The sequence below is a fragment of the Vibrio sp. 11986-1-5 genome (genome assembly GCF_963878025.1).
In the GTDB taxonomy this organism is placed as follows: domain Bacteria; phylum Pseudomonadota; class Gammaproteobacteria; order Enterobacterales; family Vibrionaceae; genus Vibrio; species Vibrio injensis.
This window is the reverse complement of record NZ_CAWNVW010000044.1, coordinates 242,361-266,374: the sequence shown is the minus strand read 5'-3', so window position 1 is coordinate 266,374 and position 24,014 is coordinate 242,361. Positions and strand designations below refer to the sequence as shown.

The window sequence follows — 24,014 nt, the reverse complement described above, 5'->3', positions numbered from 1 at the left end:
TTATGCGTAGCACTATTCTTTGTTTTATAAGTTTACTCTTTGTAAACCCAGTTTTATCAGGAGTAACAATGGAGGGAACAAGAGTTATTTTTGATTCTTCTAAGTTGTCACAATCAGTGATAGTGATGAACACAAATGACTACGATGTGATCGTTCAGTCTTGGGTTGATGATGGTAACTTAAATAATAAACCGGATAGTGCTGTAGCTCCAGTTATTACAAAGCCGGCTCTTTTTAATTTAAAACCAGGTGCTTCTCAGATAATACAATTGATTAATGTATCTCAGGTTGAATATGAAGAGGAAAAATTATACTGGCTAAACTTATATGAAATACCCCCAATCGATACAGCATCGAATGATAAAATAATATTAACTATGCAAAAACAGTATAAATTATTTTATCGAGCACCATTAATTAGTAAATCAAATTCAGAGATGATAAGATCAATTTATTTCACTCTCATATCAGAAGATAACGCTGGTGAAATCAAGCATTTACTTAAAATAGAAAACAAAACACCCATTCATATTAACTTTGCTAGTGCTGTTATCGACGAACAGGTTTTAGATAATTTTCCAAGTATTGTAAGACCAAATAGTATTTATACAGTGGATTTATTAAATAGACCTAAAAAAAATGAAATAAATATGAATATCATTGATGATTCTGGATTTATTTTTAATGTTTCTAAAAATTTAACTTTATAAGATATGATATGAAAAATTTAATGATTATAATTTTTTCTTGTATAGTTTTTTCTTTCGCTACACATGCAAAAAATTTGACAAACTATAAACTCCATACATCTTTTGGTGAATTATGGAATGATGATAATAGAGGAATAGAAGATGAGAAATTTCTTGGTATTGGTGGTGAGTACTTCATAACAGAAAAATGGAGTACTCAATTTAATTATCTAAACACTAAGGCAGTTTCTGACTTGGACTATAAGAGTTATTTGTTGGGTGGCCGATATTATTTTAATGGTAATGCGGGGACTTCGTTATTTCTATCTGGTGATATAGCTAGAGTTAATTATCCTGAGGATAAAGAAAATCAAATTCATTTTGGCATAGGTATTAATTATGTTATAAATAGCAATATTTACTTGACCGCAGAAATGAGAAAGGTTTTTTCTGAAAATTCATACAATCAAGATGCGATGAGTTTATTGACATTAGGTTATAGATTTAAAACAAGAAATGCTATTATTAATAGAATTGATAGTGAAACTGTTACCCATGGTACTACTCCAGATATTGAAATTTTAACAAAAAATGAACCAGAAGAAGAAAAGGCAATAAAAGTTTCATCAGTTTCATTTTATTTCCCATTTGACTCGTCTAAGCCTATTTTAGTTGATTATAATAAACTGAAAAATTTCTTAGAATACGCTAGTGATAATAATAAATATATTATAATTTCAGGATATACCGATAATATAGGTAATGAAAATTATAATAAGAATTTATCTAAACGTAGAGCAGAATTTATAATGAATAAGCTGAAAATGGATTATTCTATTGAGGATGAGTATTTGTCAATTTTCGCTTATGGTGTAGAATTCCCGAAAGGAGATAACTCGACTCCTGAGGGGCGGGCGATAAATAGACGAGTTACGTTATCTATTCAAAAATAACTCATCATAGCTATAAAAATCCCACGTCATTTATGACGTGGGATTTTTTTTAAAAATACGTTACCGCATATTGTAAGTAGCTAGTCAGTTTTCCTGGTAAAGGATTATTACTAATTGACAAGTAACGTACAACAAAGTTGTGTGAACCTTCAGATTCTCCCGGTGGAATTTTTATTGCATTTTTTGCTTGGTAACCAATTAACATGCCACCAATAAATTCATTATCAAGGGGGGACCCTGAAGGTGAGTCTAAAATTTGCAGTCCGATACCTTCTACTGTACCTGACATTGTAGGAATGAAGCCAGGAATCAGTAAATCCCTATTTTTATCAATTCCCCATGGAGAAAATCTAACATCCCAATGTTGTTCTAAGGTCATACTTCTTAGGCAATCATACAGAGTGATCTCAAATGTAGTTTCACCGGCAGAATCCCCCTCATTTTTCAACTGACCTATATTAATCGTTGGTAATGTTATAATAGGAGACTGGTTAATATTATTGACTTTTACTTGACAAGTTGGATGTTTAATCTTACCACTAATTTCTAATATATTAGCATGAGCATTAATACTCCCTATTAGTAAATAAATAGCCAGTTTTTTAGATGATAAATTTCTCATATAAATAGCTCCATACACGATAAGTAGGTAATAATATCGTATTGTATAATAAATATCCGACAAGGTTTTAAAGCAAGATAAGTCCTACGTAAATTCTATCTTAATCCTACTTTTGTAAATGAATATTGTTATTGTTTTTATTTAGAATAAGAATGCTCTTCATTTGGTCTTCTGGTTTCTTTCTTTGTTGTAGGTTTTTTCTGCAAAGAGTGTGATCTAGGTATATACTAAGACATATAGGTTAATTTGTTTTATGATTAGCGGCTTTGAAAATATTTAATCAAATTAATATATATTTTATAAGATTATTTGATTAACCAATTATAAATTAAACATTAGAGTAACATTTTATGAGCAATATTTTATTAGTTGATGATCATCCTGTTGTGCTTTTAGCAACAAAAATTTTGTTAGAACAACATCAATTTAAGGTTGTTGGAGAGGCTACAAATGGTATAGATGCATTACAGTTAATCAAAAAACTTACTCCTGATATTGTTGTAATTGATTTAAATATTCCCTCTTTAGATGGTATGGAAGTAATCGAACGCTGTAAGGCTTTAAATTTAAAAACACGATTTTTGGTATTAACTTCGCAGTCATCTGAACATTTTATCCATCTTTGTATGCAAGTTGGTGCATCTGGTTATTTATCAAAGACGGAAGGGATCGAAGAAGTATTAACTGCGATTAGATCTATTCAATCGGGTTATAAGTTCTTTCCAGACACTTCATTTTCATATAATAGTTATGAAAGAAAAGAAGAAAGATCTCATTCTTTATCTATTCTCTCGGCAAGAGAAATGATGGTGTTTAAATTTTTAGCATCGGGATTAACTAATAAAGAAATAGCAGAGCAAATGTTACTGAGTAGCAAAACCATTAGCACTTATAAAACTAGGATATTTGAAAAACTTAACATAAGCAATATTGTAGAATTAATCGATGTCGCTAGGAAAAATGGTGTTTTATGAATAAGATTATTCTATTTTTTTTGATTTTCATTTCAAGCCAAATATTTTCTAGAACTTACGGTGTACAACTGTATAGTACATTGCAATATAATAACTATAACTTACCTAAAATTTACCTTTCTGAGGAAGAAAGTATTTGGTTAAGGGGGCGAGTCGTTAGAGTTGGCTTTGTAAAAAAAGATTTTCCACCATATGATATTTCCAATGATGGAACATCTTTTTACTATGAAGGGATAACTGCTGATTATTTAAAATTAGTTGAACTATTACTAGGTATTAAAACACAACTTATTGGATTTAATTCTAGAAAAGATGCAATAGAGGCAATTAAAAATGAGGAAATTGATTTATTAACATCATCTAATGACTATGATAGTCTTTTAGGTTTAGTATTAACAGTGCCATATCAGAGTGATATACCTTCTATTTTTATAAACACAAATGATAGAGGAAGTAAAATAAATAAAATAGGTATATTTTATGAGTATTTACCGGATGAAGTTATATTTAATCGTTATCCTGGAGTGCAGCTAATACATTATCGAACTCCTCAAAAACTCGTTTCATCATTAATCGATGGTGATATTGATGCAATGGTTATTGATTTGTTTTCTGTCAATTATCAAATAAATAGTGAGTTTATCGATAATATATCATTTAAAGATCTTCTTGGATTTGATTCTAAAGGATTTGCATTTGCACTGAATGAAAATAATAAAATTCTATTAGATATATTAAATAGAATTTTACTTTCTACTGATACCAATTTAAAAACCTTATTAAAGATGAATTGGAATGGCGGTGGGGTTTCTGTTCCGAGCAAGGCGATTTTAGAAGATGCTCGATATATGGCCAGTAAATATGTTGATGATAATCAAGAAATTAAAGTTGCACTTTCTAAGTATTCAGCGCCTGTTAGTTATATCGGAAACAATGGCCAACCACAAGGAATTTTAATTGAATTATTAGAACTCATGAAAATATATACTGGCGTTAATTTTAGATATATTTTCAAGGATTCGATTGAAGAACAAATTCGTGCATTAAAAAGTGGTTAGGCTGATATTAGTGCTTTAACACCATCTGAAGCGAGAGATTTTTATTTTACAAAAAGTTTTTTAAGTTCGTCATATGTGATTGTTGCAAAGTCAAATACTAAATCAAATTATGTATCTACAGTTTATATGCCAAGAGGACACTTACTTACAGATGAAATAAAGTTAATTAATCATCATGTAAATGTGGTACCAGCAAAATCTTATATAGATGCTTTGAATGATGTTGTTAATTCAGATGGTGATGCCGTGACAGTTGCCCCATTAATGTTAGCAAATTATTATATAAATCATTTTTTCCAGGATAGTTTATATATACAAAGAATAATTACTGATATACCTGCTGCGACTTTAAGTATTGCAATGCTTAATAATAATTATGAAATGATAAATCTTTTTTCAGAGTTTATAGACTATATACCAGCTAATGATGTTAAAATTATTGCCAATCGGTGGCAAAAAAATGCATTACCGGCTAAGCAAAATTGGAAAGATTATCAATATACAGTGTATACTCTATTTTTCTCAGCTATAATTATAATTATAATTATAGTTATAGCTCTTAGTAGTCTTATTATCATTTCTAATTATAGGAAAAGATTATCTGTTAAACAGAAGTTAATCGAGCAACTTAATTTTATTCAAATAGTTATTGATAGTATCCCACATCCTATTTATGCTAGAAATAAAGATTTAGATTATATTTTACATAATAAAAGTTATTTAGATTTTATTAATGGTAGTAACAAATCTCTATTAGGGAAATATACATCTAATAGCTTTGTTTCTGATAGTTTCCGTCAAGAAATTCATTTAGATCATCAGAAAGCTTTAAATGATAACATTACTATATTTAAAGATAGAGAGATTATTAAGTATGGCAAAAATATCATGTATATCATTGGATTCAGCCTTTTAGTTTAAAAGATGATAATTCCGTAAGTGGTATTATTTGTGGATGGATTGATGTAAGTGAACGTATTAGTCTTCTTGAACAATTATCCTGCGCTAAAGAACAAGCCGATTCAGCAAATGTTGCTAAAAGTAGATTTATTGCGACAATGAGCCATGAAATTCGAACACCAATAAATGCTATTCTTGGACTATTAGAGTTGGTAATTAAAAAATATAAAACAAATGAGTTTGATATTCAATCAATAGATATAGCTTATCAGGCAGCAAATGATTTATTAGATTTGATTGGTGATATTCTTGATATATCAAAGATAGAATCAGGAAAATTAACATTAATGCCTGAAAAAAACAATTTTAAAAATACAATATACTCTGTTTATAAAATATACTCCTATCTGGCGATTCAGAAAGGTATAAAGTTTAACCTCGATTTTGACGAAAATATAAGAGAGGATTTAATATATGATGATGCAAGAATGAAGCAGGTATTAGTAAATATTGTAGCTAATGCTATAAAGTTTACTGAAAAAGGAAGTGTTAATTTAAGTGTATATTTAATAGAAAAGAGTAATGATACTTACAAGATAAAAATCATGCTTACAGATCAGGGTATAGGTATACCTGATCATGATATGGCTGGTATTTTTCAAGCATTTAATCAAGCGAATAATCATGATGGAAAAGGAGGAACTGGTCTTGGTCTTATGATATCTAAAGCTATATGTGATTTGATGTCTGCTAGTTTTGATATTGAAAGTAGAGAGAATATAGGAACAAAAATAAGTATTGTATTAAATTTTAATATCTATAAGCAAGATAATGCTGTTAGTTTAGAAAAAAATAGTATTGAAGTTGAAAATAAGAGATATAAAATTTTAATAGTTGATGATTATGCACCTAATAGGTTGTTGATATCAGAACAGTTAAAGTATTTAAACCATAGTGTAGTACAGTCAATTAATGGGAAAGAAGCTTTAGATATTTATATGCTAGATAAGTTTGACCTTGTTATTACAGACTGTAATATGCCTGAAATGGATGGTTATGAATTAGCAAGGAAAATTAGATGTTATGAAAAGGAACATGATATCGAATCAATATATATTATAGGTTATACCGCGAATGCTCAAAGAGAAATTATTGATGATTGTTTGGCGGCTGGTATGAATGGTTGTTTATTTAAGCCGATTACGATTGATGATTTAAATAATGCTATCCATGAAGCTCTTACTAATAAAGAAATAGTTGAATATGATCTTAAAAAAAATGAAGAAAGATTTTTTGATATAGATATGGTTAATGCATTAACATCAGGTAACCTAGAGCTTAATAAAAAAATATTAGAGCAAATTTTAATTGTCAATATAGAAGATATTAAAGATTTAGAAAGTGCATTTAATGAACAAAACTTTATTAGATGCAAATCGATTGCACACAAGATGAAAAGCGGTGCAAATATAATCGGCTGTAAACAAATTTTAGAGAAATGCAGCAATATTGAAGATTCATTATCTTTAGAAAAGGCTGAGTCTCATGTAAAAGATTTAATATCACTAACATCAATAATTAATGGTCAAATAAAAAATGAAATGCAAACTTATTAATGGTCTTCCTCTTTCTAATATTAAGCTAAGTTTTGTAAGAATTCCCCTTGTTTCTGGTTGTCATTTCCTACGATGTTTGTGGTTTTTTCTTATTCATTTAAATTTTTAAGTAAGTAAAATATCATTAATGTTATATGATAATAAGTTTAATTTTCATGCCTGTTATACAAGTAAAATTTAAAAAAGAAAATATTATTAATCAGTTTTTTAATTATGATGATAAACTGGTCATCTTTTCTAATATTATTGAGACATATTTTCAACCTAAAGTAGATATTTTAACAAATAAAATCGTTGGGTTTGAAGCTTTAACAAGAGTTGTTTCGCCTTTATCTCTAGAACTATCACTTGATGAAGTCCTATTATTCATAAAAAAGAATGATTTAGAAAAAGATTTTTTTAATTTTGTATTATCAAATGCAATAGATTTTTTGGTCAGGCAGTCATACTTAGTTGAAAAAATAAAACCAGTATCTATCAATGCTTCCAAGTTTCTTTTAGCCGATCCCGAGGTTATTGATCTTCTAATTAACACTTTTTCACATGCTAATTTACCATCTAATTATTTAGTTATTGAGCTAACAGAAGAGCCTTGTAGCGACTATTCTCCAGACTTTTTGAAAAATAATTTACAATTGCTTAGAGTTAATGGATTTGGTGTTAGTATGGATGACTTCGGTAGCCAAGAATCCAATTTTGATAAACTAATTTCTCATGCTTTCAGTGAGATTAAGCTTGATCGTCAATTTCTTATCAATTTAGATGATGATAAGAACCAAATGTTTATTGAGTTTATGGTCCGTTTTACTAACAGTTTGGATATAGATCTTGTTGTCGAGGGAGTAGAGACGCCATATCAGGCAACTATTTTAAAAAAGTTGGGTGTCACTTTCGTGCAAGGTTTCTTGTATAGTATGCCGGTAAAGCCTAAAGAAGCACTGCAGTTAGCGATTTCTGGTTTAAATCGTCAGTGTTCCGAGCTTATTGGTTGATCCCTTAATGCCAGAGCCCCAGCATTAAGGGCATTATTTTAAATCACGTTTTAAACCACGCCTTGCTCTATCATTGCATCGGCAACTTTACGAAACCCCGCGATATTAGCGCCTAGCACTAAGTTATGTGGTTCACCAAATTCTGCTGCCGTATCACGAGCGTTGCGGTAAATGTTTTTCATGATGACTTTGAGTTTTTCATCGACTTCATAAAAACTCCACGTTTGCATGCTCGCGTTTTGCGCCATCTCTAATTGACTGGTGGCTACGCCGCCAGCGTTTGCGGCTTTCCCCGGACCGTAATAAATTTTAGCGGCAAGAAAGACTTCTACAGCGTCTTGAGTGGATGGCATGTTGGCCCCTTCAGAGACACCGATAATACCATTGGCGATAAGAGCCTGTGCATCTTGTTCCGTTAGTTCATTTTGTGTCGCGCATGGGAAGGCTAACTGAGCTGGAAAGCGCCAGACGGCGTGCCCATCTTGTGGATAATCACTGGCTGGGATATAGCAAGCGTCAGGATGCTCAGTGAGATACTCTTCTAAGCGCACTTTACGCACTTCTTTTAATGTTTTTAACGTGGCTAAATCAATCCCGGTTTCATGATAAATCGTCCCGTTAGAGTCTGAGCAGGTAATCGGTTTTGCGCCCAGTTCGTAGAGTTTTTCTATGGTGTAAATCGCGACGTTGCCAGCGCCGGAAACTAAGCAAGTTTTCCCGCTTAGCGAGAGGCCGTTATCTTCCAACATATTTTGTGCGAAATAAACGCAGCCATAACCGGTGGCTTCCTTACGTACCAAAGAGCCGCCCCACAGTAAGCTTTTGCCAGTAAAGACCCCATCATAACGGCCAGTTAACCGTTTGTATTGACCAAACATATAACCAATTTCACGGGCGCCAACACCAATATCGCCAGCCGGAACATCGCATGTCGGTCCGATATGACGATACAACTCATTAATAAACGATTGGCAAAAGCGCATGATTTCGCCGTCGGATTTGCCTTTAGGATCGAAATTGGCTCCACCTTTACCACCGCCAATCGGTAAGCCCGTTAATGCATTTTTAAAAATTTGCTCAAAGCCTAAGAATTTAATGATGCTGGCATTGACGCTAGGATGGAACCGTAGCCCTCCTTTGTATGGCCCTAAAGCAGAGTTAAACTCAATACGATAGCCTTTATTGACCTGAACCTGTCCTTGATCGTCTACCCAAGGCACTCGAAACATGATTTGGCGTTCAGGCTCAACAATTCGTTCAATAATCGCATGCTGTTTGTATTTATCGTTGGTTTCTAGAATGGGCTGTAAAGAATCTAAGATCTCTTCTACAGCTTGATAAAATTCAGCTTGTGCAGGACTTGTTTTTTGTAATTTGACAATGGTGTTATGAATATAAGTCACGATGTGGTCCTTGTGATGTTATCCTTTGATACTGGACGGTATTCGTTGGTCATCAAATGATGATAGCGATACCGCCTCCTCGTTATTGACAGTAACAGGCTGAGCTTTGGTTATTTTTATAACTGTCAATGATGAGAAATAATGCACGGAAAGTGGTTAAAAATCTATGGAAAAACAAAGGGAAGAGGAATTTTTTGCGAGGAGGAAAATAAAAAGGGATGAACCGTCGCATCCCTTTGTTGATATCAGCAGTTTAGCATTGATAACCGGTTAAACGGTTGATGCTATACGGGCGCTTATCGGTAAGTCGCGCGCAACATCCACGCCGTTTTTTCATGGACACGCATTCGGTCAGAGACCAGTGAAGCGGTAGATTCATCGTCTGCCGCTTGAGCGAGTTTTAGTACGTCACGGCAGGTACGGATCACTTGCTCATGAGACTCAGTAAGGATATTAACCATCTCCACGCCATCAGTTAATCCTACCACTTCTTTAATTGAGCTAAGCTCGGCAAATTCTTTATAGGTTCCTGGCGCAGCCACGTCTAGAGAGCGAATACGCTCGGCGATATCATCCACTGCCACCGCAAGCTCTGTGTAGTGCTCTTCAAACATTAAATGCAGTTCACGAAACTGTGGTCCAGTAATGTTCCAATGGAAATTGTGGGTTTGTAGGTACAGGGTGTACGAATCGGCGAGTAACCGTTTTAGTCCTTGGGCAATGTTAATGCGATCAGATTCATTGATACCAATATTCATCTTTATCTCCTTTATTGACTATACCTTTGCAACTTGAACTTACGTGCTGGTAGCTAGGTTAGCTCGCCCCATATTGTTGTCTATTAATATGGGGAATTCGTTACCATTGACCCGTAACGCCAAGTTGTTTAAGTATAGAGCTTTCTTAGTTGAGGCCGCAGCGTTGGTTTACTTCGCTTATTTCATGTCCATAGTTATCGATGTTCATGGAGTAAATGCTCTTACCACTGCCTGCGACGTCAACGGGTTTAGGTGTAAGCATCGATGCATACTTCACATAATGAGAGAGAACTCGTGATAGATGTAATCCAGTTTGATTATGGTTAATGTTATCGAATGCCATCCAACTACTATCTACCTACCTTGCTGAATCTTCAAGTTATTTGGACAGTTACCTATCAGATTAATCGTTCGAGGCGATTAGCCGCCATAAGCGATATTGTCTATTCTATGCATAACGCACTGAACGTTGAGAAGATTTTCTCTAACTCGTGAAGGTACGCAAGTTTATTGATGGCAGAAGATTCAGTTTGTTCTAAAGTGTACTAGAGCAAAAAGTAACGTAATGAAAGCATAAGATTTTTTGATAGAAATCTACCCGTTAAGATGATGATTCATCGAAGCAATGTGTCGCAAGGAGAAGATCATGGAAAACAATAACACCTCGTCAGGTGGCAAATGTCCAGTTATGCATGGTGGCGTGACGTCCAATGACATGACCAATATGGATTGGTGGCCTAAAGCGCTCAATCTTGACATTTTGCATCAACACGATGCGAAAACAAACCCAATGGGGGCTGATTTTAATTACCGTGAAGAATTAAAAAAACTCGACGTTAATGCCTTAAAAAACGACCTGAAAGCGTTAATGACCAATAGCCAAGATTGGTGGCCAGCTGACTGGGGGCATTATGGCGGTTTAATGATCCGCATGGCGTGGCACTCGGCCGGAACTTATCGTATTGCTGACGGCCGCGGCGGTGCGGGTACGGGTAACCAGCGTTTCGCTCCTCTCAACTCTTGGCCAGATAACGCCAACTTAGATAAAGCTCGCCGTTTACTGTGGCCCATCAAGCAAAAATACGGCAATAAAATCAGCTGGGCTGATTTGATGATCCTTGCCGGTAACATGGCCTATGAATCGATGGGTCTTAAGACCTTTGGTTTTGCTTTTGGTCGTGAAGATATTTGGCATCCAGAAAAAGACATTTATTGGGGTTCAGAGAAAGAGTGGTTGGCACCGAGTGGCGCTAAAAACAGCCGTTATTCGGGAGAGCGTGATCTGGAAAACCCATTAGCGGCAGTAATGATGGGCCTGATTTATGTCAACCCAGAAGGGGTTGATGGTAATCCTGACCCACTGAAAACTGCGCATGATATGCGCGTTACTTTTGAACGCATGGCAATGAATGATGAAGAGACGGTTGCGTTGACCGCTGGTGGTCATACTGTTGGTAAATGTCATGGTAATGGCGATGCGGCGAATTTAGGACCTGCCCCTGAAGGCGCTGAACTGGATGAGCAAGGCTTAGGCTGGATGAATCATACCAAGCGTGGCATCGGTCGTAATACGGTGACCAGTGGTATTGAAGGGGCTTGGACAACCCATCCAACTCAATGGGATAACGGCTATTTCTATTTGCTGTTTACTTATGATTGGGAACTGAAAAAGAGCCCAGCTGGCGCTTGGCAATGGGAACCCATTAATATCAAAGAAGAAGATAAGCCGGTTGATGTTGAAGATCCAAGTATTCGCTATAACCCAATCATGACTGATGCCGATATGGCGCTGAAAATGGACCCTGCTTATCGCAAGATTTCTGAGCGTTTCTATCAAGACCCGGCTTATTTCTCTGAAGTGTTTGCTCGCGCTTGGTTCAAACTGACGCACCGTGATATGGGACCTAAAGCTCGCTATATTGGTCCTGATGTTCCTAAAGAAGAGTTAATTTGGCAAGATCCAATTCCAGCGGGACGTAGCGATTATGACGTTGATGCGGTGAAAGCGAAAATTGCCGCCAGCGGCTTAAGTATCAGCGAAATGGTCTCCACCGCTTGGGATAGTGCTCGTACTTTCCGAGGATCCGATAAGCGGGGTGGTGCGAATGGTGCGCGGATCCGTCTCGCGCCACAGAAAGATTGGCAAGGGAACGAACCACAGCGTTTGGCGAAAGTGTTAGCGGTATTAGAAAAGATTGCTGCTGAAGCAGGGATCAGTGTCGCTGATACCATAGTGCTGGCTGGTAACCTTGGGGTAGAAATGGCGGCTAAAGCGGCCGGCGTGGCTATCACCGTACCGTTTGCTCCTGGTCGTGGTGATGCGACGCTTGAGCAAACGGACGTTGCTTCGTTTGATGTCCTCGAGCCGCTTGCTGATGGTTTCCGCAACTGGTTGAAAAAAGATTATGTGGTCAAGCCTGAAGAGCTGCTATTGGATCGCGCACAGTTGATGCGTTTAACCGCTCCAGAAATGACGGTGCTGATCGGCGGTATGCGTGTACTAGGGACTAACTATGGCGACACAAAGCATGGTGTATTGACCGATAACGTCGGCGTATTAAGTAACGACTTTTTCGTTAATTTAACCGACATGCGTTATACATGGAAACCGACGGGGCGTAACTCGTATGAGATTTGTGACCGCAAAACGGGTCAGGCGAAATGGACGGCAACACGAGTCGATTTAGTCTTCGGTTCAAACTCGATTTTACGTGCTTACGCTGAGATTTATGCGCAACAAGATAACCAGCAAAAATTTGTGCATGACTTCGTTGCTGCCTGGAGCAAAGTAATGAATGCCGATCGTTTTGATCTGTTATGAGCATTGATTGATTTAATCTGTAAACGTCAATAGCCCCCCAAATCTGGGGGCTATTTTTTAGTCGCCTTATGGCTAGATGTTAAGAGAATCTGGCTAGGATGAAGCGGCTACCATTGACTGCCAAAAAGCTTGCCACGCTTCAGGTTTACCATAGTAGGCACTCGGCTGTACGGAGCGCCACTGTCTATTTGCCAATTCAATCATCATCGATGGGAATCCCCGTAATTGATACTGAGCCATCAGTTGTTTGCTATTGGCAATCGTGGCCGGTAAATCAGATTTGGCTTGCTGCATAGCGTTGTGCCATTTATCGTGCTCAATACCTAATTGGCTTGCTAACTGAGCCAATACTTCTGGCTCGGCAACGGTTAATCCTAGCTGATAATGGGCTTGCTGAGTTTTTTTCAACATCGCCAATCCTAGGCCTTGCAATGCTTCCGCGGCAATGATGGCCTGAGCGGTAAGGTAAGAGTCAACGATAAGCGGTTGCTGACTGGCAATTCGTGAGCGGTACGCTTCACCAAAAACTTGTCCTGTCACCAGGCTAATCTGTTGGTCTGCCTCTAATATATGCGCTCGAAACTCGGCGGCCAATTCGGAGCGTGGCAGCATCCCACCCGGATGTAACTTGAGTGTGATAATCGGCATTTCAGCCAGTGTTTCTAGTAGTGGGCTAGCACCGAAACACCAGCCACACATTGGGTCAAAAAAGTAGTGTACCTTTACCATTGCATTTCACCCATATGTACTTTTGCGCCAATCTCTAATGCCATTGGTAAACCGGCTTCAGGGTAAAGCTTAAGCATACGTTTGATTAATTGTTGACTATCTTTACTGGTTTGTTTTGCTTGGGCAAAATCCGCTAAATAGCGCTGAGCAAAGCTAATCGCTGAGGCATCTAATTGAGTACCGGCAATCATGTGACCAGGGATCACCACTTCTGGTTTTAAGGCTTGCATGCGCTCAAGCTGCTGTGCCCACGCTTGACGGCTCGCATCGCTTTGCGCATCGGCCATCCATAGATGAACGTTACCGTAGACCGCCACATTGCCCAAAATGGCTTTGTTGGCTGGGATCCATAAGTAAGGGCGATGGGCTAGCTCACCTTCAGCATCGTGGATCTCAATCGTTTGTCCATCAATGGTCAGTGTTTTACCATGATAAGCGGTCGGCAATACTGGTTTCACTGGCGCGTTAGTCCCCATTTTCGGAGCCCAGAACGCTAATTTGCCATCGAGCTTTTCTTCAATTGTCGCACGAACTCCCGGAGTAGTGAGGACTTTCGCATCAGGGAATAGCTCATGCAATACTTCCGCGCCAAAATAGTAATCAGGATCCGCTTGGCTAATAAAAATTGTGGTTAGGTTTTTACCTGAATCGATGACTTTAGCGGCAATGCGTAAGGCATCGGCTTTGGTAAAGCCAGTATCAATCACCATGGCTTCTGTTGCGCCGTAAACTAAGGTTGAGTTGACATGAAAGCTATTGCCATCGGCGTTGTATACGTCCAGTGTTAAAGGTTGCTGCGCCGCAAATGCAGTGCTGGTGATCAGTGTGGTTACGGTCAGTAGAGTCAGTTTTTTCATGATGATTTATCCTAAAATAGAGTATCGAAAGTCGGTTATCGGTTCGGGAGCTATCATACGAATTAGACTTGTTCGGATATATAGCTAATAATTGACATCATTGTTTCTTAATTCGAACTAATAAGATGGATAAACTGACCGCTGCTCAGGTATTTCTCGACGTTGCGATTACACAAAGCTTCACGGCCACAGCCGATCGACTGGATATTTCGCGCCCGATGGTGACACGGCATATTGAAACCATGGAAAGCTGGTTACAAACGCGATTACTAAATCGAACCACACGTAAGGTGTCGTTAACCACTGCTGGAGAGCAGTGTTTAGAGGCGATTAAACTCTGGGTCGAGCAAGCTCAGCAGTTAGAACATCAATTGATGGATAGCCAGTCGTTAGCGGGAAAAATCCGTATTGCGACCAGCATGTCGTTTGGTCTTTCTCAGCTTATCCCAGCGGTAAAGCCGTTTCTCGCCAAGCATCCACAAGTTGAAATCGATATTGATGTGCAAGATAAGACGGCGGATCTGATTGCTGAGCGGATTGACTTGGCGATTCGGATTGCCGCCGATCCGGATCCCTCGCTAATTGGTCGCCCGATAGCAAAATGTGAGTCGATATTAGTGGCTGCGCCCAGTTATTTAGCCGCGCATCCTGCGATCACGCAGCCGAGCGATCTCGCTCAACACGCTTGTTTAGGATATAAAAATTTCGAGCGACATATTTGGCATCTCACGCAAGGTGAGACATTGCAATCGGTGGAAGTGAGCTGCCGTTTGACCGCCAATGAGGCGACCACTTTGCTTCATGCTGCAGTACATGGCATGGGTATCGCGTTGCAGCCAACGTATTTAACCAGTGGTGCGTTAGCAAAAGGTGAGGTGGTATCGGTTTTAGCCGACTGGCAGCCAAAAACCATGTCGATTTATGCTTTGTATCCGTCAAGGCGACATTTATCACCGGCGGTCAGGGCGTTGATCGATCATTTAGCGGATTACTTCGCTAGCCATGACTGGCAGGATATTGTTTTATAACTGAAGAGTAGGGTAAGAAAAGAGGTAAGCAGAGCGAGCAATGAGCCAGCTCTGCTTATTAATTAAGCCAGTGCGCCTTGTTGTTGCGCTTGTTGTACCAATGCTTGACGTTGAGCTTCCATTGCTGATTGCACTTCACTTTCCGTATATGTGTCTTCTTCTACTGCCTGTGGGACAAATACATAGAACTTGTTAATGGTCATTTTTGGATCTCAATGTTGGTGTTGGAGTCTAAAAAATAGAGGATGTTAACTGAGTTAACATCCTCCTTGATGCTTGTTTTTTAGGCGTAGATACTAAGGATGAATATATCAATAGTCAACCTTTTCGCTATCCTATGATTTAGACATCGTAAGTCGTAGAAGCGGTGTCACCACCAGTCCCAGTCCAGTTAGTGTGGAAAAACTCACCACGCGGGCGATCGATACGCTCATAGGTATGTGCGCCAAAGTAATCACGCTGGGCTTGCAGCAAGTTCGCCGGTAAACGAGCGGTCGTGTAGCCATCGAGGAAAGTGAGTGCTGAGGTCATGCACGGCATCGGGATGCCCACTTCCATTGATTTAGCTGCCACTTTACGCCATGCGCCCAGGCAGTTATCCAAAATACCTTTGAAGTAAGCATCAGAGCCTAAGAAAGCAATGTCTGGGTTAGCTTCAAACGCATCACGAATATTACCTAGGAAAGCCGAACGAATAATACAGCCACCGCGCCACATTAACGCGACGTTGCCGTAGTTAAGATCCCATCCATTTTCGTTAGAAGCTTCACGCATCAACATAAAGCCTTGCGCATAAGAGATGATCTTCGATGCCAACAAGGCTTGACGAAGCGCATTAACCCATTCTTGCTTATCACCTTCAACCGGTGTGATGGTCTTTGCAAACAGTTTTTCTGCTGCAACCCGTTGATCTTTAAGTGCGGATAAGCAGCGAGAGAATACGGACTCAGTGATGAGCGTGAGTGGAATCCCCATGTCTAAGGCATTAATCCCTGTCCATTTACCCGTGCCTTTTTGACCCGCAGTATCAAGGATTTTTTCTACTAATGGTTGACCATCTTGATCTTTGTAGCCAAGGATATCGGCGGTAATTTCCACCAAGTAGCTATCAAGTTCAGTTTTGTTCCACTCGGCGAAGACTTGTTGCATCTCGTCGTGGTTCATTCCCAAGCCATCTTTCATAAACTGATAAGCTTCGGTGATGAGCTGCATATCACCGTATTCGATACCGTTATGAACCATTTTCACAAAGTGGCCAGCACCATCGTTACCTACCCAATCACAACAAGGTTCACCAGCTTCGGTTTTGGCTGAAATACCTTGGAAAATAGGTTTCACCGCTTCCCAAGCTTCTGGTGCGCCACCGGGCATAATGGATGGACCAAAGCGCGCGCCTTCTTCACCACCTGATACGCCAGTACCAATGAAGTGAATGCCTTTTTCCCGTAGCGCGGCCACACGGCGGTTGGTGTCTGGGAAGTTGGTATTACCACCATCGATAATGATGTCACCTTTATCAAGTAAAGGCACTAATTGATCGATAAATGCATCCACCACATCTCCGGCGCGGACCATCAGCATGACTTTGCGCGGTGTGGCGAGTTTATCGACTAAGTCTTGTAGTGAGTAAGCACCGATAATGTTGGTGCCTTTGGCTGGGCCTTGTAAAAACTCATCCACTTTCGCGGTAGTACGGTTATAAGCCACCACGTTAAAGCCGTGATCGTTCATGTTGAGAATTAGGTTTTGGCCCATCACTGCTAGGCCGATTACACCAATATCACCTTTCATTTATTTCTCTCCTTTACGCAATCTTTTTCGCTGCGTCTAAATCTAAAAACCACTCGGTTTCACCCGTTGTCGACTGAATTTTTGCTGCTGGATAAGGTAAATCCTCGGCAGGAGTGGTGTGAATTTCATGGACGATGTCTGCTTTGCCTGCGCCAAGCACAAGATAGCTGATCCGTTTTGCCGCTTGTAAAACTTTGGCGGTTTTTGATACTCGTAACTGACCTGATTGAGGGTGAGTTGCCACTACCGATAAATGTGGATCATGATAATCGGTTACATCAGGGAACAGTGACGCCGTATGGCCGTCTGCACCGACGCCAAGTAATATCCAATCGAAGACGGGAGTACCGTTCTCGGCAGTCATGTATTGCAGCATTTCAGCGGCAAAGCGCTCAGCTTCGGTTTGTGGATCCGCTTCACCACGGATACGATGAATATTTTGTGCAGGGATCGCCACTTGGCTAAAGAGTAGTGCATTGGCTTCGCCGTAGTTGCTTTCTGGGTCATCCGCCGCAACGCAGCGCTCGTCACCCCACCAAAAATGCAGGTTTTGCCAAACAATCGCATCCGCGTAGGGCGCACTTGCGAGTCGCTGAAAGAGCATTTTTGGCGTGCTACCGCCAGAAAGGGAGATATGTACGGGGTGGTTTTGCTGGCTGTAGCGCAGCATCTCATCCGCCAGCGTATCCACTACCTGTTGTGGTGTTTGAAAAATTTTATGATTGATCATAGTTCACAATAATCCGTGTCAGTGAGATTCTTACAAGGGAAACGCCATGCGCGACCATCTCGCTCTAGTAGTTGATCGGCTTCTATCGGCCCCCATGTGCCGCAGGCATAACCAAACAATGCTTGTGGATCTTGTTTGAAATCAAGGATCGGTTGCACAAACTTCCAGCACGCTTCCACTGCATCGGTACGAGCGAATAAGGTGGCATCACCATTGAGCGCATCCAGTAAAAGGCGCTCATAAGCGGTGAGCATTTTGGTTTCGGCCAGTGAGGTGTAATGAAAGTTCATCGACACTTCTTTGGCTTTAAATCCAGCGCCCGGTTCTTTTAACCCGAAGCTCATTTGAATGCCTTCGTCCGGTTGAATACGGATGATCAGCTTATTATCAGGGGCATTTTGGCCAAATACAGGATGAGGTGTACGTTTGAAGTGAATGACCACTTCGGTGACGCGGGTTGGCAGACGTTTGCCAGAGCGCACATAAAACGGAACCCCATTCCAACGCCAGTTGTTGATGAACATTTTCAGCGCGACATAAGTTTCAGTGCGTGAATCATCAGCCACGCCCGGCTCATCTCGGTAACTCGGTAAGAATTGGCCACGAATCTCTGATTCTGTATATTGACCTAACACAAGGTTATTGCGTAAGTCAGCCTCTGAAAGAGGTTGTAAGCTTTGTAAAACCTTGTTTACTTCATTACGGATAGAGTTGGCATTGATTTCTGCAGGTGGCTCCATACTGACCATCGCCAACACTTGCAGTAAATGGTTTTGGAACATATCCCGCACAGCGCCAGAGCCATCATAATAGCCGCCACGCTCTTCAACCCCTAAAAATTCCGCGCCAGTGATTTCGACATAATCAATAAAATTACGGTTCCACAAGGGTTCAAACATGCCATTGGCAAAACGGAATACTAGGAGGTTTTGTACGGTCTCTTTACCCAAATAATGATCAATACGATAAATCTGGTGTTCGGCAAAGTGACGATGAATTTCAATATCGAGCGCTTGGGCTGATTGCAAATCGTAACCAAAGGGTTTTTCGATGATCAAGCGCTTCCAGCCGTCTTGTTCATCATTTAAGCCGTGAGCCGCGAGGCAGGCAGGAATGACGCCATATAAACTCGGTGGGGTGGCGAGATAGAATAAGGTATTACGTTGATCTTGTTGATACTGCTCAGCGAGCTGAGTCAAACGCGTTGAGAGTTTGGCATAATCATCCACGTCGGACGTATCAAGTGCTTGATAGTGAAGATGTTCACAAAAGGCATCAAGAATAGCTGGCTCGGTTTGCTCTAATTCACGCAGTGAGCGTTTTAATTTTTCACGATAAGAATCGTCACTGTACTCTGTGCGACTGACACCTAAAATAGTAAAGGATTCAGGTAGTTGCTTACTTGCATATAAATGATACAGAGCAGGCACTAACTTTCGATAGGTTAGGTCGCCCGATGCACCAAAAATTACGATGCAACTGTTTTCAGGTATTACCATCATCTTTCCCTTAAAAACGAGGTACTTAGCATGCGCCAACCCTAGCAGCGCAATACCAAAATAAAAAGTAGGTTTTGACTATTGTTGATATCGTCAAAACCGATATACCTAACCTCTTGAGGCGATACGTCCAAGTTGTCTGGTATGGCTTAATCACGCTGGTTAGCGTGATTAAGCAAGGAGGGTATTGTCTACGACAATTTGACACACATCAACTATTGATAGCGCAATCGATTAAATATTAACGCTATCACGTAAATAGGTTTTTACGGTCGTGATGTAGGATGAGGGGTCAAAGCTAGCTAATTCTATGTTGGTTAGAAACTGTCGTGCATAATCGAGATACACGTGTTGTTCTAAAAAGAGTAGATAAAGTTTCGGATCAATATGCCCACTGGTGGCCATGGTTGTCATGATTTGCATGGCTTCTTCCAAACTTTTGCCTTTTTTATAAGGGCGATCACTAGAGGTCAGCGCTTCAAACACATCAGCAATCGCCATGATCCGCGCAGGAATCGACAGTTGCTGTTCGTTTAATCCTCGTGGATAGCCTTTACCGTCCATACGTTCATGGTGACCACCTGCAATGTCAGGCACTTGCTTGAGGTGTTCTGGGTAAGGCAGACTTTTTAGCATCACAATGGTTTGTACAATGTGATCATTAATCATAAAGCGCTCTTCCTCGGTTAAGGTGCCACGGCGCACACTGAGGTTATACAGTTCACCACGGTTATAACGCAGTGCTTTAGGCTTAAGCACAAAACTTTCTTGTTCGATATGGGCCATTGGATCGCTATCCCATTGGATCTGGTGAACGATTTTATCGGCGAGAACGTTTTCCATCACGGGTAAAGCGGGCTTGTTGGTGTGGCGCTGTGCTTCTAACCAAGAAATACCAATCTGATCGTCTAAGGTACGCTTCCATTGCCGTTGAGCAATCTGTTCAAGACGGGCGATATCTTGATCCGTCATTGATTCACTGCCGATATTACATTGCGCGACAAAGGCAAAATCATCATCAAGGGCTTGCTGTTGCTCAGAGAGCGTTTTTTTAAGTAAATCAGGGTCGCCTCCGGTAGCGAGCTCTTGCCAGTAATCGGCTTCAGCCTGAACTTTAAGCAGTTCAAAGCGCATGCGAACTTCATGAATTCGATCATAAATGGTTTCCAGTTTGGTGGCTTTATCGACCACGAATTCTGGTGTGGTGACTTTGCCGCAATCGTGCATCCAAGCGGCGAGCATTAATTCTTCCCACTGCTCGGCCGATAAGGTGAAATCAGGGAAATAGCGTTTATCTTTAGTGGCAGCTTTAGCCAGCATTTTGGTTAATTCAGGCACTCGTTGACAATGGCCACCTGTATAGGGAGATTTAGTATCAATGGCTGAGGCGATCAAGGTAATAAAGGCATTCAGCATCTGTTTTTGTTGCTGCATTTTATCAATATTATCTTTGGCAATTTCAGCAAAACTAAGTACTTCACGCAGGAACGCATGTTTATCCGCTTGAGCCTTAGTGATGGCTCGTTCGTAACCTAAATTCAACACACCAATCAATTGGCGTGATTTATTGAGCAATGGGAAAAGATAAATATCGCTGTTATAGAGCTGTTCTCTGAGTGGGAACAGTACATTATCGTTACGATTCAAATGCACTGTTTGTCCTTGGCGAAGTTCGGCCAATAACCAAGGTGTGTTTTGCACCAGTGAATTAATGTCAATTTTAAACGGAATGATCGCATGGTTGGCCGCTGTGGTGAAATGTTGCTCCTCGTGACTGTAGGTATAGAGCAAAATCGTTTCAGCTTTGGTGATCAAATAACTTTGATGAGTAATGGTTTTCGCAAATACCTCAAAGTCTTGGTTAGAGGCGGTATCTCGCAGTAGGCGCAGTAAATCGTGTAACGTGTGCTCCATTAATTGGATAGATTTGGTCAAATCCGCCACTTCTTTAATGATGCTTTTTGGATAGCGAGTTTTTTGGAAATCAAAGCGAGAGATATTATCGGTTTGAACAACTAGGTTGCTGAGGGGATGGGCAAGACGCTGGGCAACAAACCAGACGATAATAAAACCTACCCCGAGCATCATAAAAGCAGCCCAAATTTGTTTATTGCGCATGTTTAGTAACGCTGCCAGTAGTTCCTCTTGTGGGGTTGCTTGGGCCAATAATAATTGGACGTGTGGACTTAAAGCAATAGGAGTTAAGGTCACTGACCAGGTTTGTCGATGAAAAGCAACGTCATTAAATATTGTTTGTTGCGCACCACGCTGCGCCACACTAGCAAAGACACTGGTTGATAACTTTTGATGAGTGACTGACGCATCATCAGTTAATGATAGCGGACTATTATGTTCGGCTAGAAGACGAAACTGTTGGTCGAATAGGGCTAATTGAGTGTTAGCCGAGTAAGCAATGGTTGCTAATTGTTGGGATAAGGTATCTAGGGTGAAGTCTGCGCCGACCACGCTATTGTTATCCATTGAGCGACGCGAAAGTGTTACCCCAAAAGTTTGTAGAAAGTGGAAAAAATACGGTTCAGTTAAACGAATTTGCCCATCTTCGCGAGCATTTTGATACCAAGGGCGCTCACGAGGGTCAAAGGTATTGTTATCATGTTCTTGACGACCAACGGTGAGAAAATTCTCATCGAAGAAAATAACAATATCTCGACCATCCGTTTTTGTATGGTTTACGAATAGCGTAGCCTGATCAGGTGCTTGGAAACGTAATCGAGCTTGTGAGTTGAAGAGTGGGCGAATCATAGTGAAGTCGCCTTTGTGATTACCAAAATAGAGCGCAACGAGGTTTTCATTACGCTCAAAGACTAAACGTAGCGAAGCTAAAAAGTGAGAGCTGTCTGTTGGTGGCTGATCCATTTCAATAAAATGACTTAATGCCATAAAGTCCAGAGTGGTTAAAATCGGCGTCACACTTTGCTGAAAGGCGACTTCAACTTTTTGACTATTTTCATGGATGAGATTATCCGAGATCGTATCCATGAGTTGACGTGAATGATAATAACTTATAGAAATCAAAGTGATACCAATCAGACTAACCAATACCATAAACAGTGTGCTGATTTGTATTCGAAGAGAGAAGTAGCGCTTCACCATGACGGTATCCTAAGTTATGCAATGGATTAAGTATTGTCCACGTCTATTAAGTTGCCAAGGTAGTAAATCGATTGTGTGAGTCTAACCTGACTTTATTGAATAGGAATTTGATCGATCAATAGATTCGTAGCGAACTTGTAGAGCGCGTGATTGGTAAGCCGAGGGGAGGGCTGGTAAACTGTAAGCTCGCTAAATAAAGGGAGTCGGTTATGAAACTTGCGGTTGATACTCATACACATACCTACGCCAGTGGTCATGCTTATAGTACTTTGATTGAAAATGCTCAAGCGGCGCAGGAAAAGGGACTACAGATGTTCTGTACCACAGATCATGCTCAGTCAATGCCGGGCGCTCCTCACTACTGGTTTTTTGCTAACCAACGTATTTTGCCGCGTTTTTTACATGATGTGGCGATATTGCGTGGTGTTGAAGCCAATATTCTTAATCTTCAAGGAGAGGTTGATCTGCATCCTTCCGTCGATCAACATCTCGATTGGGTGATCGCCAGCTTTCATGAGCCCGTATTTAGACCTAATGATAAGGCAACCCATACTAAAACGTTAATCAATACCATAAAAAGTGGGCGCGTCGATGCCTTGGGGCATTTGGGTAATCCAAATTTTGATTTTGATTTCGCTGAGGTGGCGGCTTGCGCCGCTGAATATCATGTGGCGATAGAGATCAATAACAGTACCCTAAAAGGTCACAGTCGAGTGGGCAGTGTGGAACGTTGTTATCAAATCGCTGAACAAGCCAAAAAACACGGCGCTTGGTTGACCACAGGCAGTGACGCCCATTTTTGCCATGATGTCGGTAATCTAGCGTTAGCCAGTGAGTTACTAGACAGTTTAGCTATAGATAGCGCTAAAGTGATTACTCACACACCAGTGCAATTTTTGGATTTTTTAGCATTAAGAGGGCGTAACAGAATTGGTGAGTATCAGGATTATTATTGTTAATGGTTTTAAATATCAGTGAGTGATGCTGTACCCCTTACTTTTTATTCATTAACGATAACAGGTTAGTCAAAGTATTGGATAGCCAATAATAAATACGACAATAACAAGGAAGCAAGTCAATGAAAAAAAGTATCATCAAATCTCATGTGTTGTTAATCGTAGGATTACTGTTGAGTAGCTCAGTATGGGCTACCGATGTTGATTTACGACAGGTGATGCGTCAAATGAGAGCTGAATTTTCTCAGGCGGCGAGCGCGCAAACGGTACAAGAGATGCAAGTACCAGTGACTAAGTTAACTGAGTTAGTTAGTAAAGCTCAGCAAGGTCAATATCCTCCTCGTCGGCATGATGTTTATCAAGAGGGCTTTGCTAAGCTACTAACGGTTTTGGATCAGTTGAGTGATGAGCTTGATAGTGGTCAATTAGAGCAGGCTAAGCTCACCTTGAGAGAGGTTGATCAACTGCGTATGGAATACCATCGAAGACGCTAACCATTTACCTTTTGTTATCATTAAGCCCAA

Annotated in this window: 21 protein-coding genes; 11 read left to right on the top strand and 10 right to left on the bottom strand. The window is 40.1% G+C overall.

The window, feature by feature from the left end:
- The first annotated feature begins 2 nt into the window (after positions 1-2).
- Both AACS00_RS11265 and AACS00_RS11260 read left to right on the top strand, forming a co-directional pair.
- Positions 3-710 (top strand): fimbrial biogenesis chaperone, encoded by a 708-nt coding sequence (locus tag AACS00_RS11265; protein WP_083544986.1) that lies wholly within the window; start codon positions 3-5, stop codon positions 708-710.
- 8 nt (positions 711-718) lie between these two features.
- On the top strand, positions 719-1,642 hold the full coding sequence (locus AACS00_RS11260) for an OmpA family protein (protein WP_072670777.1): 924 nt from the start codon (positions 719-721) through the stop codon (positions 1,640-1,642).
- A 49-nt stretch (positions 1,643-1,691) separates the two neighbouring features.
- Here AACS00_RS11260 and AACS00_RS11255 read toward each other — a convergent pair whose 3' ends face one another.
- Positions 1,692-2,264 (bottom strand): fimbrial protein, encoded by a 573-nt coding sequence (locus AACS00_RS11255; RefSeq protein WP_072670776.1) that lies wholly within the window; start codon positions 2,262-2,264, stop codon positions 1,692-1,694.
- Positions 2,265-2,614: 350 nt separating this feature from the next.
- On the opposite strand from AACS00_RS11255, the gene AACS00_RS11250 reads away from it, so the two are divergent.
- The 5 genes from AACS00_RS11250 (at position 2,615) to AACS00_RS11230 (ending at position 7,804) form a co-directional block, all read left to right on the top strand.
- The gene (locus tag AACS00_RS11250) at positions 2,615-3,238 is read left to right on the top strand and encodes a response regulator transcription factor (protein ID WP_072670775.1); all 624 of its coding nucleotides are present in this window, start codon (positions 2,615-2,617) and stop codon (positions 3,236-3,238) included.
- A complete protein-coding gene (locus AACS00_RS11245) occupies positions 3,235-4,296 on the top strand; it encodes a transporter substrate-binding domain-containing protein (RefSeq protein ID WP_110167458.1) in 1,062 nt (353 codons plus the stop codon). Before AACS00_RS11250 ends, AACS00_RS11245 begins: the two co-directional genes overlap by 4 nt.
- A gap of 75 nt (positions 4,297-4,371) precedes the next feature.
- Positions 4,372-5,217, top strand: coding sequence for a hypothetical protein (locus AACS00_RS11240; protein WP_146205776.1), 846 nt, complete (start codon positions 4,372-4,374; stop codon positions 5,215-5,217).
- Positions 5,199-6,812 carry a response regulator gene (locus AACS00_RS11235; RefSeq protein WP_309048872.1) on the top strand — a complete coding sequence of 538 codons (1,614 nt, stop codon included), beginning with the start codon at positions 5,199-5,201 and terminating at the stop codon, positions 6,810-6,812. Before AACS00_RS11240 ends, AACS00_RS11235 begins: the two co-directional genes overlap by 19 nt.
- A gap of 155 nt (positions 6,813-6,967) precedes the next feature.
- Positions 6,968-7,804, top strand: coding sequence for an EAL domain-containing protein (locus tag AACS00_RS11230; protein WP_072670772.1), 837 nt, complete (start codon positions 6,968-6,970; stop codon positions 7,802-7,804).
- Positions 7,805-7,854: 50 nt separating this feature from the next.
- Here AACS00_RS11230 and gdhA read toward each other — a convergent pair whose 3' ends face one another.
- Positions 7,855-9,207, bottom strand: a complete 1,353-nt coding sequence (gdhA, locus tag AACS00_RS11225) for an NADP-specific glutamate dehydrogenase (RefSeq protein ID WP_110167455.1) — start codon at positions 9,205-9,207, stop codon at positions 7,855-7,857.
- Between the two features lie 296 nt (positions 9,208-9,503).
- Positions 9,504-9,965: a Dps family protein gene (locus tag AACS00_RS11220; RefSeq protein WP_072670770.1), complete on the bottom strand. Its 462-nt coding sequence runs from the start codon at positions 9,963-9,965 to the stop codon at positions 9,504-9,506.
- A gap of 646 nt (positions 9,966-10,611) precedes the next feature.
- Here AACS00_RS11220 and katG point away from each other — a divergent pair.
- On the top strand, positions 10,612-12,786 hold the full coding sequence (katG, locus tag AACS00_RS11215) for a catalase/peroxidase HPI (protein WP_110167454.1): 2,175 nt from the start codon (positions 10,612-10,614) through the stop codon (positions 12,784-12,786).
- 93 nt (positions 12,787-12,879) lie between these two features.
- On the opposite strand, the gene AACS00_RS11210 is transcribed toward katG, so the two are convergent.
- The gene (locus AACS00_RS11210; protein WP_110167453.1) at positions 12,880-13,515 is read right to left on the bottom strand and encodes a DsbA family protein; all 636 of its coding nucleotides are present in this window, start codon (positions 13,513-13,515) and stop codon (positions 12,880-12,882) included.
- Positions 13,509-14,372 (bottom strand): MBL fold metallo-hydrolase, encoded by an 864-nt coding sequence (locus tag AACS00_RS11205; RefSeq protein WP_110167452.1) that lies wholly within the window; start codon positions 14,370-14,372, stop codon positions 13,509-13,511. The genes AACS00_RS11210 and AACS00_RS11205 overlap by 7 nt, the downstream gene beginning before the upstream one ends.
- Before the next feature lie 125 nt (positions 14,373-14,497).
- On the opposite strand from AACS00_RS11205, the gene AACS00_RS11200 reads away from it, so the two are divergent.
- On the top strand, positions 14,498-15,400 hold the full coding sequence (locus AACS00_RS11200) for a LysR family transcriptional regulator (RefSeq protein WP_110167451.1): 903 nt from the start codon (positions 14,498-14,500) through the stop codon (positions 15,398-15,400).
- Positions 15,401-15,462: 62 nt separating this feature from the next.
- Here AACS00_RS11200 and AACS00_RS11195 read toward each other — a convergent pair whose 3' ends face one another.
- The 5 genes from AACS00_RS11195 to AACS00_RS11175 all read right to left on the bottom strand — a co-directional run bounded on the left by AACS00_RS11195 (position 15,463) and on the right by AACS00_RS11175 (position 22,534).
- Complete coding sequence (locus tag AACS00_RS11195; RefSeq protein WP_167363661.1) at positions 15,463-15,603, bottom strand: hypothetical protein; 141 nt, start codon at positions 15,601-15,603, stop codon at positions 15,463-15,465.
- A 139-nt stretch (positions 15,604-15,742) separates the two neighbouring features.
- Entirely contained in the window at positions 15,743-17,191 is a 1,449-nt protein-coding gene (gnd, locus tag AACS00_RS11190) for a decarboxylating NADP(+)-dependent phosphogluconate dehydrogenase (RefSeq protein ID WP_110167450.1), read from the bottom strand.
- A 13-nt stretch (positions 17,192-17,204) separates the two neighbouring features.
- On the bottom strand, positions 17,205-17,921 hold the full coding sequence (gene pgl, locus AACS00_RS11185) for a 6-phosphogluconolactonase (RefSeq protein WP_110167449.1): 717 nt from the start codon (positions 17,919-17,921) through the stop codon (positions 17,205-17,207).
- Positions 17,918-19,420: a glucose-6-phosphate dehydrogenase gene (gene zwf / locus AACS00_RS11180; protein WP_181397563.1), complete on the bottom strand. Its 1,503-nt coding sequence runs from the start codon at positions 19,418-19,420 to the stop codon at positions 17,918-17,920. Before zwf ends, pgl begins: the two co-directional genes overlap by 4 nt.
- Positions 19,421-19,654: 234 nt before the next feature.
- Positions 19,655-22,534: an HD domain-containing phosphohydrolase gene (locus tag AACS00_RS11175; protein WP_110167447.1), complete on the bottom strand. Its 2,880-nt coding sequence runs from the start codon at positions 22,532-22,534 to the stop codon at positions 19,655-19,657.
- Positions 22,535-22,743: 209 nt separating this feature from the next.
- Between AACS00_RS11175 and AACS00_RS11170 the strand changes: the two genes are divergently transcribed.
- Positions 22,744-23,493, top strand: coding sequence for a phosphatase (locus AACS00_RS11170; RefSeq protein ID WP_110167446.1), 750 nt, complete (start codon positions 22,744-22,746; stop codon positions 23,491-23,493).
- Positions 23,494-23,612: 119 nt separating this feature from the next.
- Complete coding sequence (locus AACS00_RS11165; protein ID WP_072670760.1) at positions 23,613-23,984, top strand: cytochrome b562; 372 nt, start codon at positions 23,613-23,615, stop codon at positions 23,982-23,984.
- The last annotated feature ends 30 nt before the right edge of the window (positions 23,985-24,014 follow it).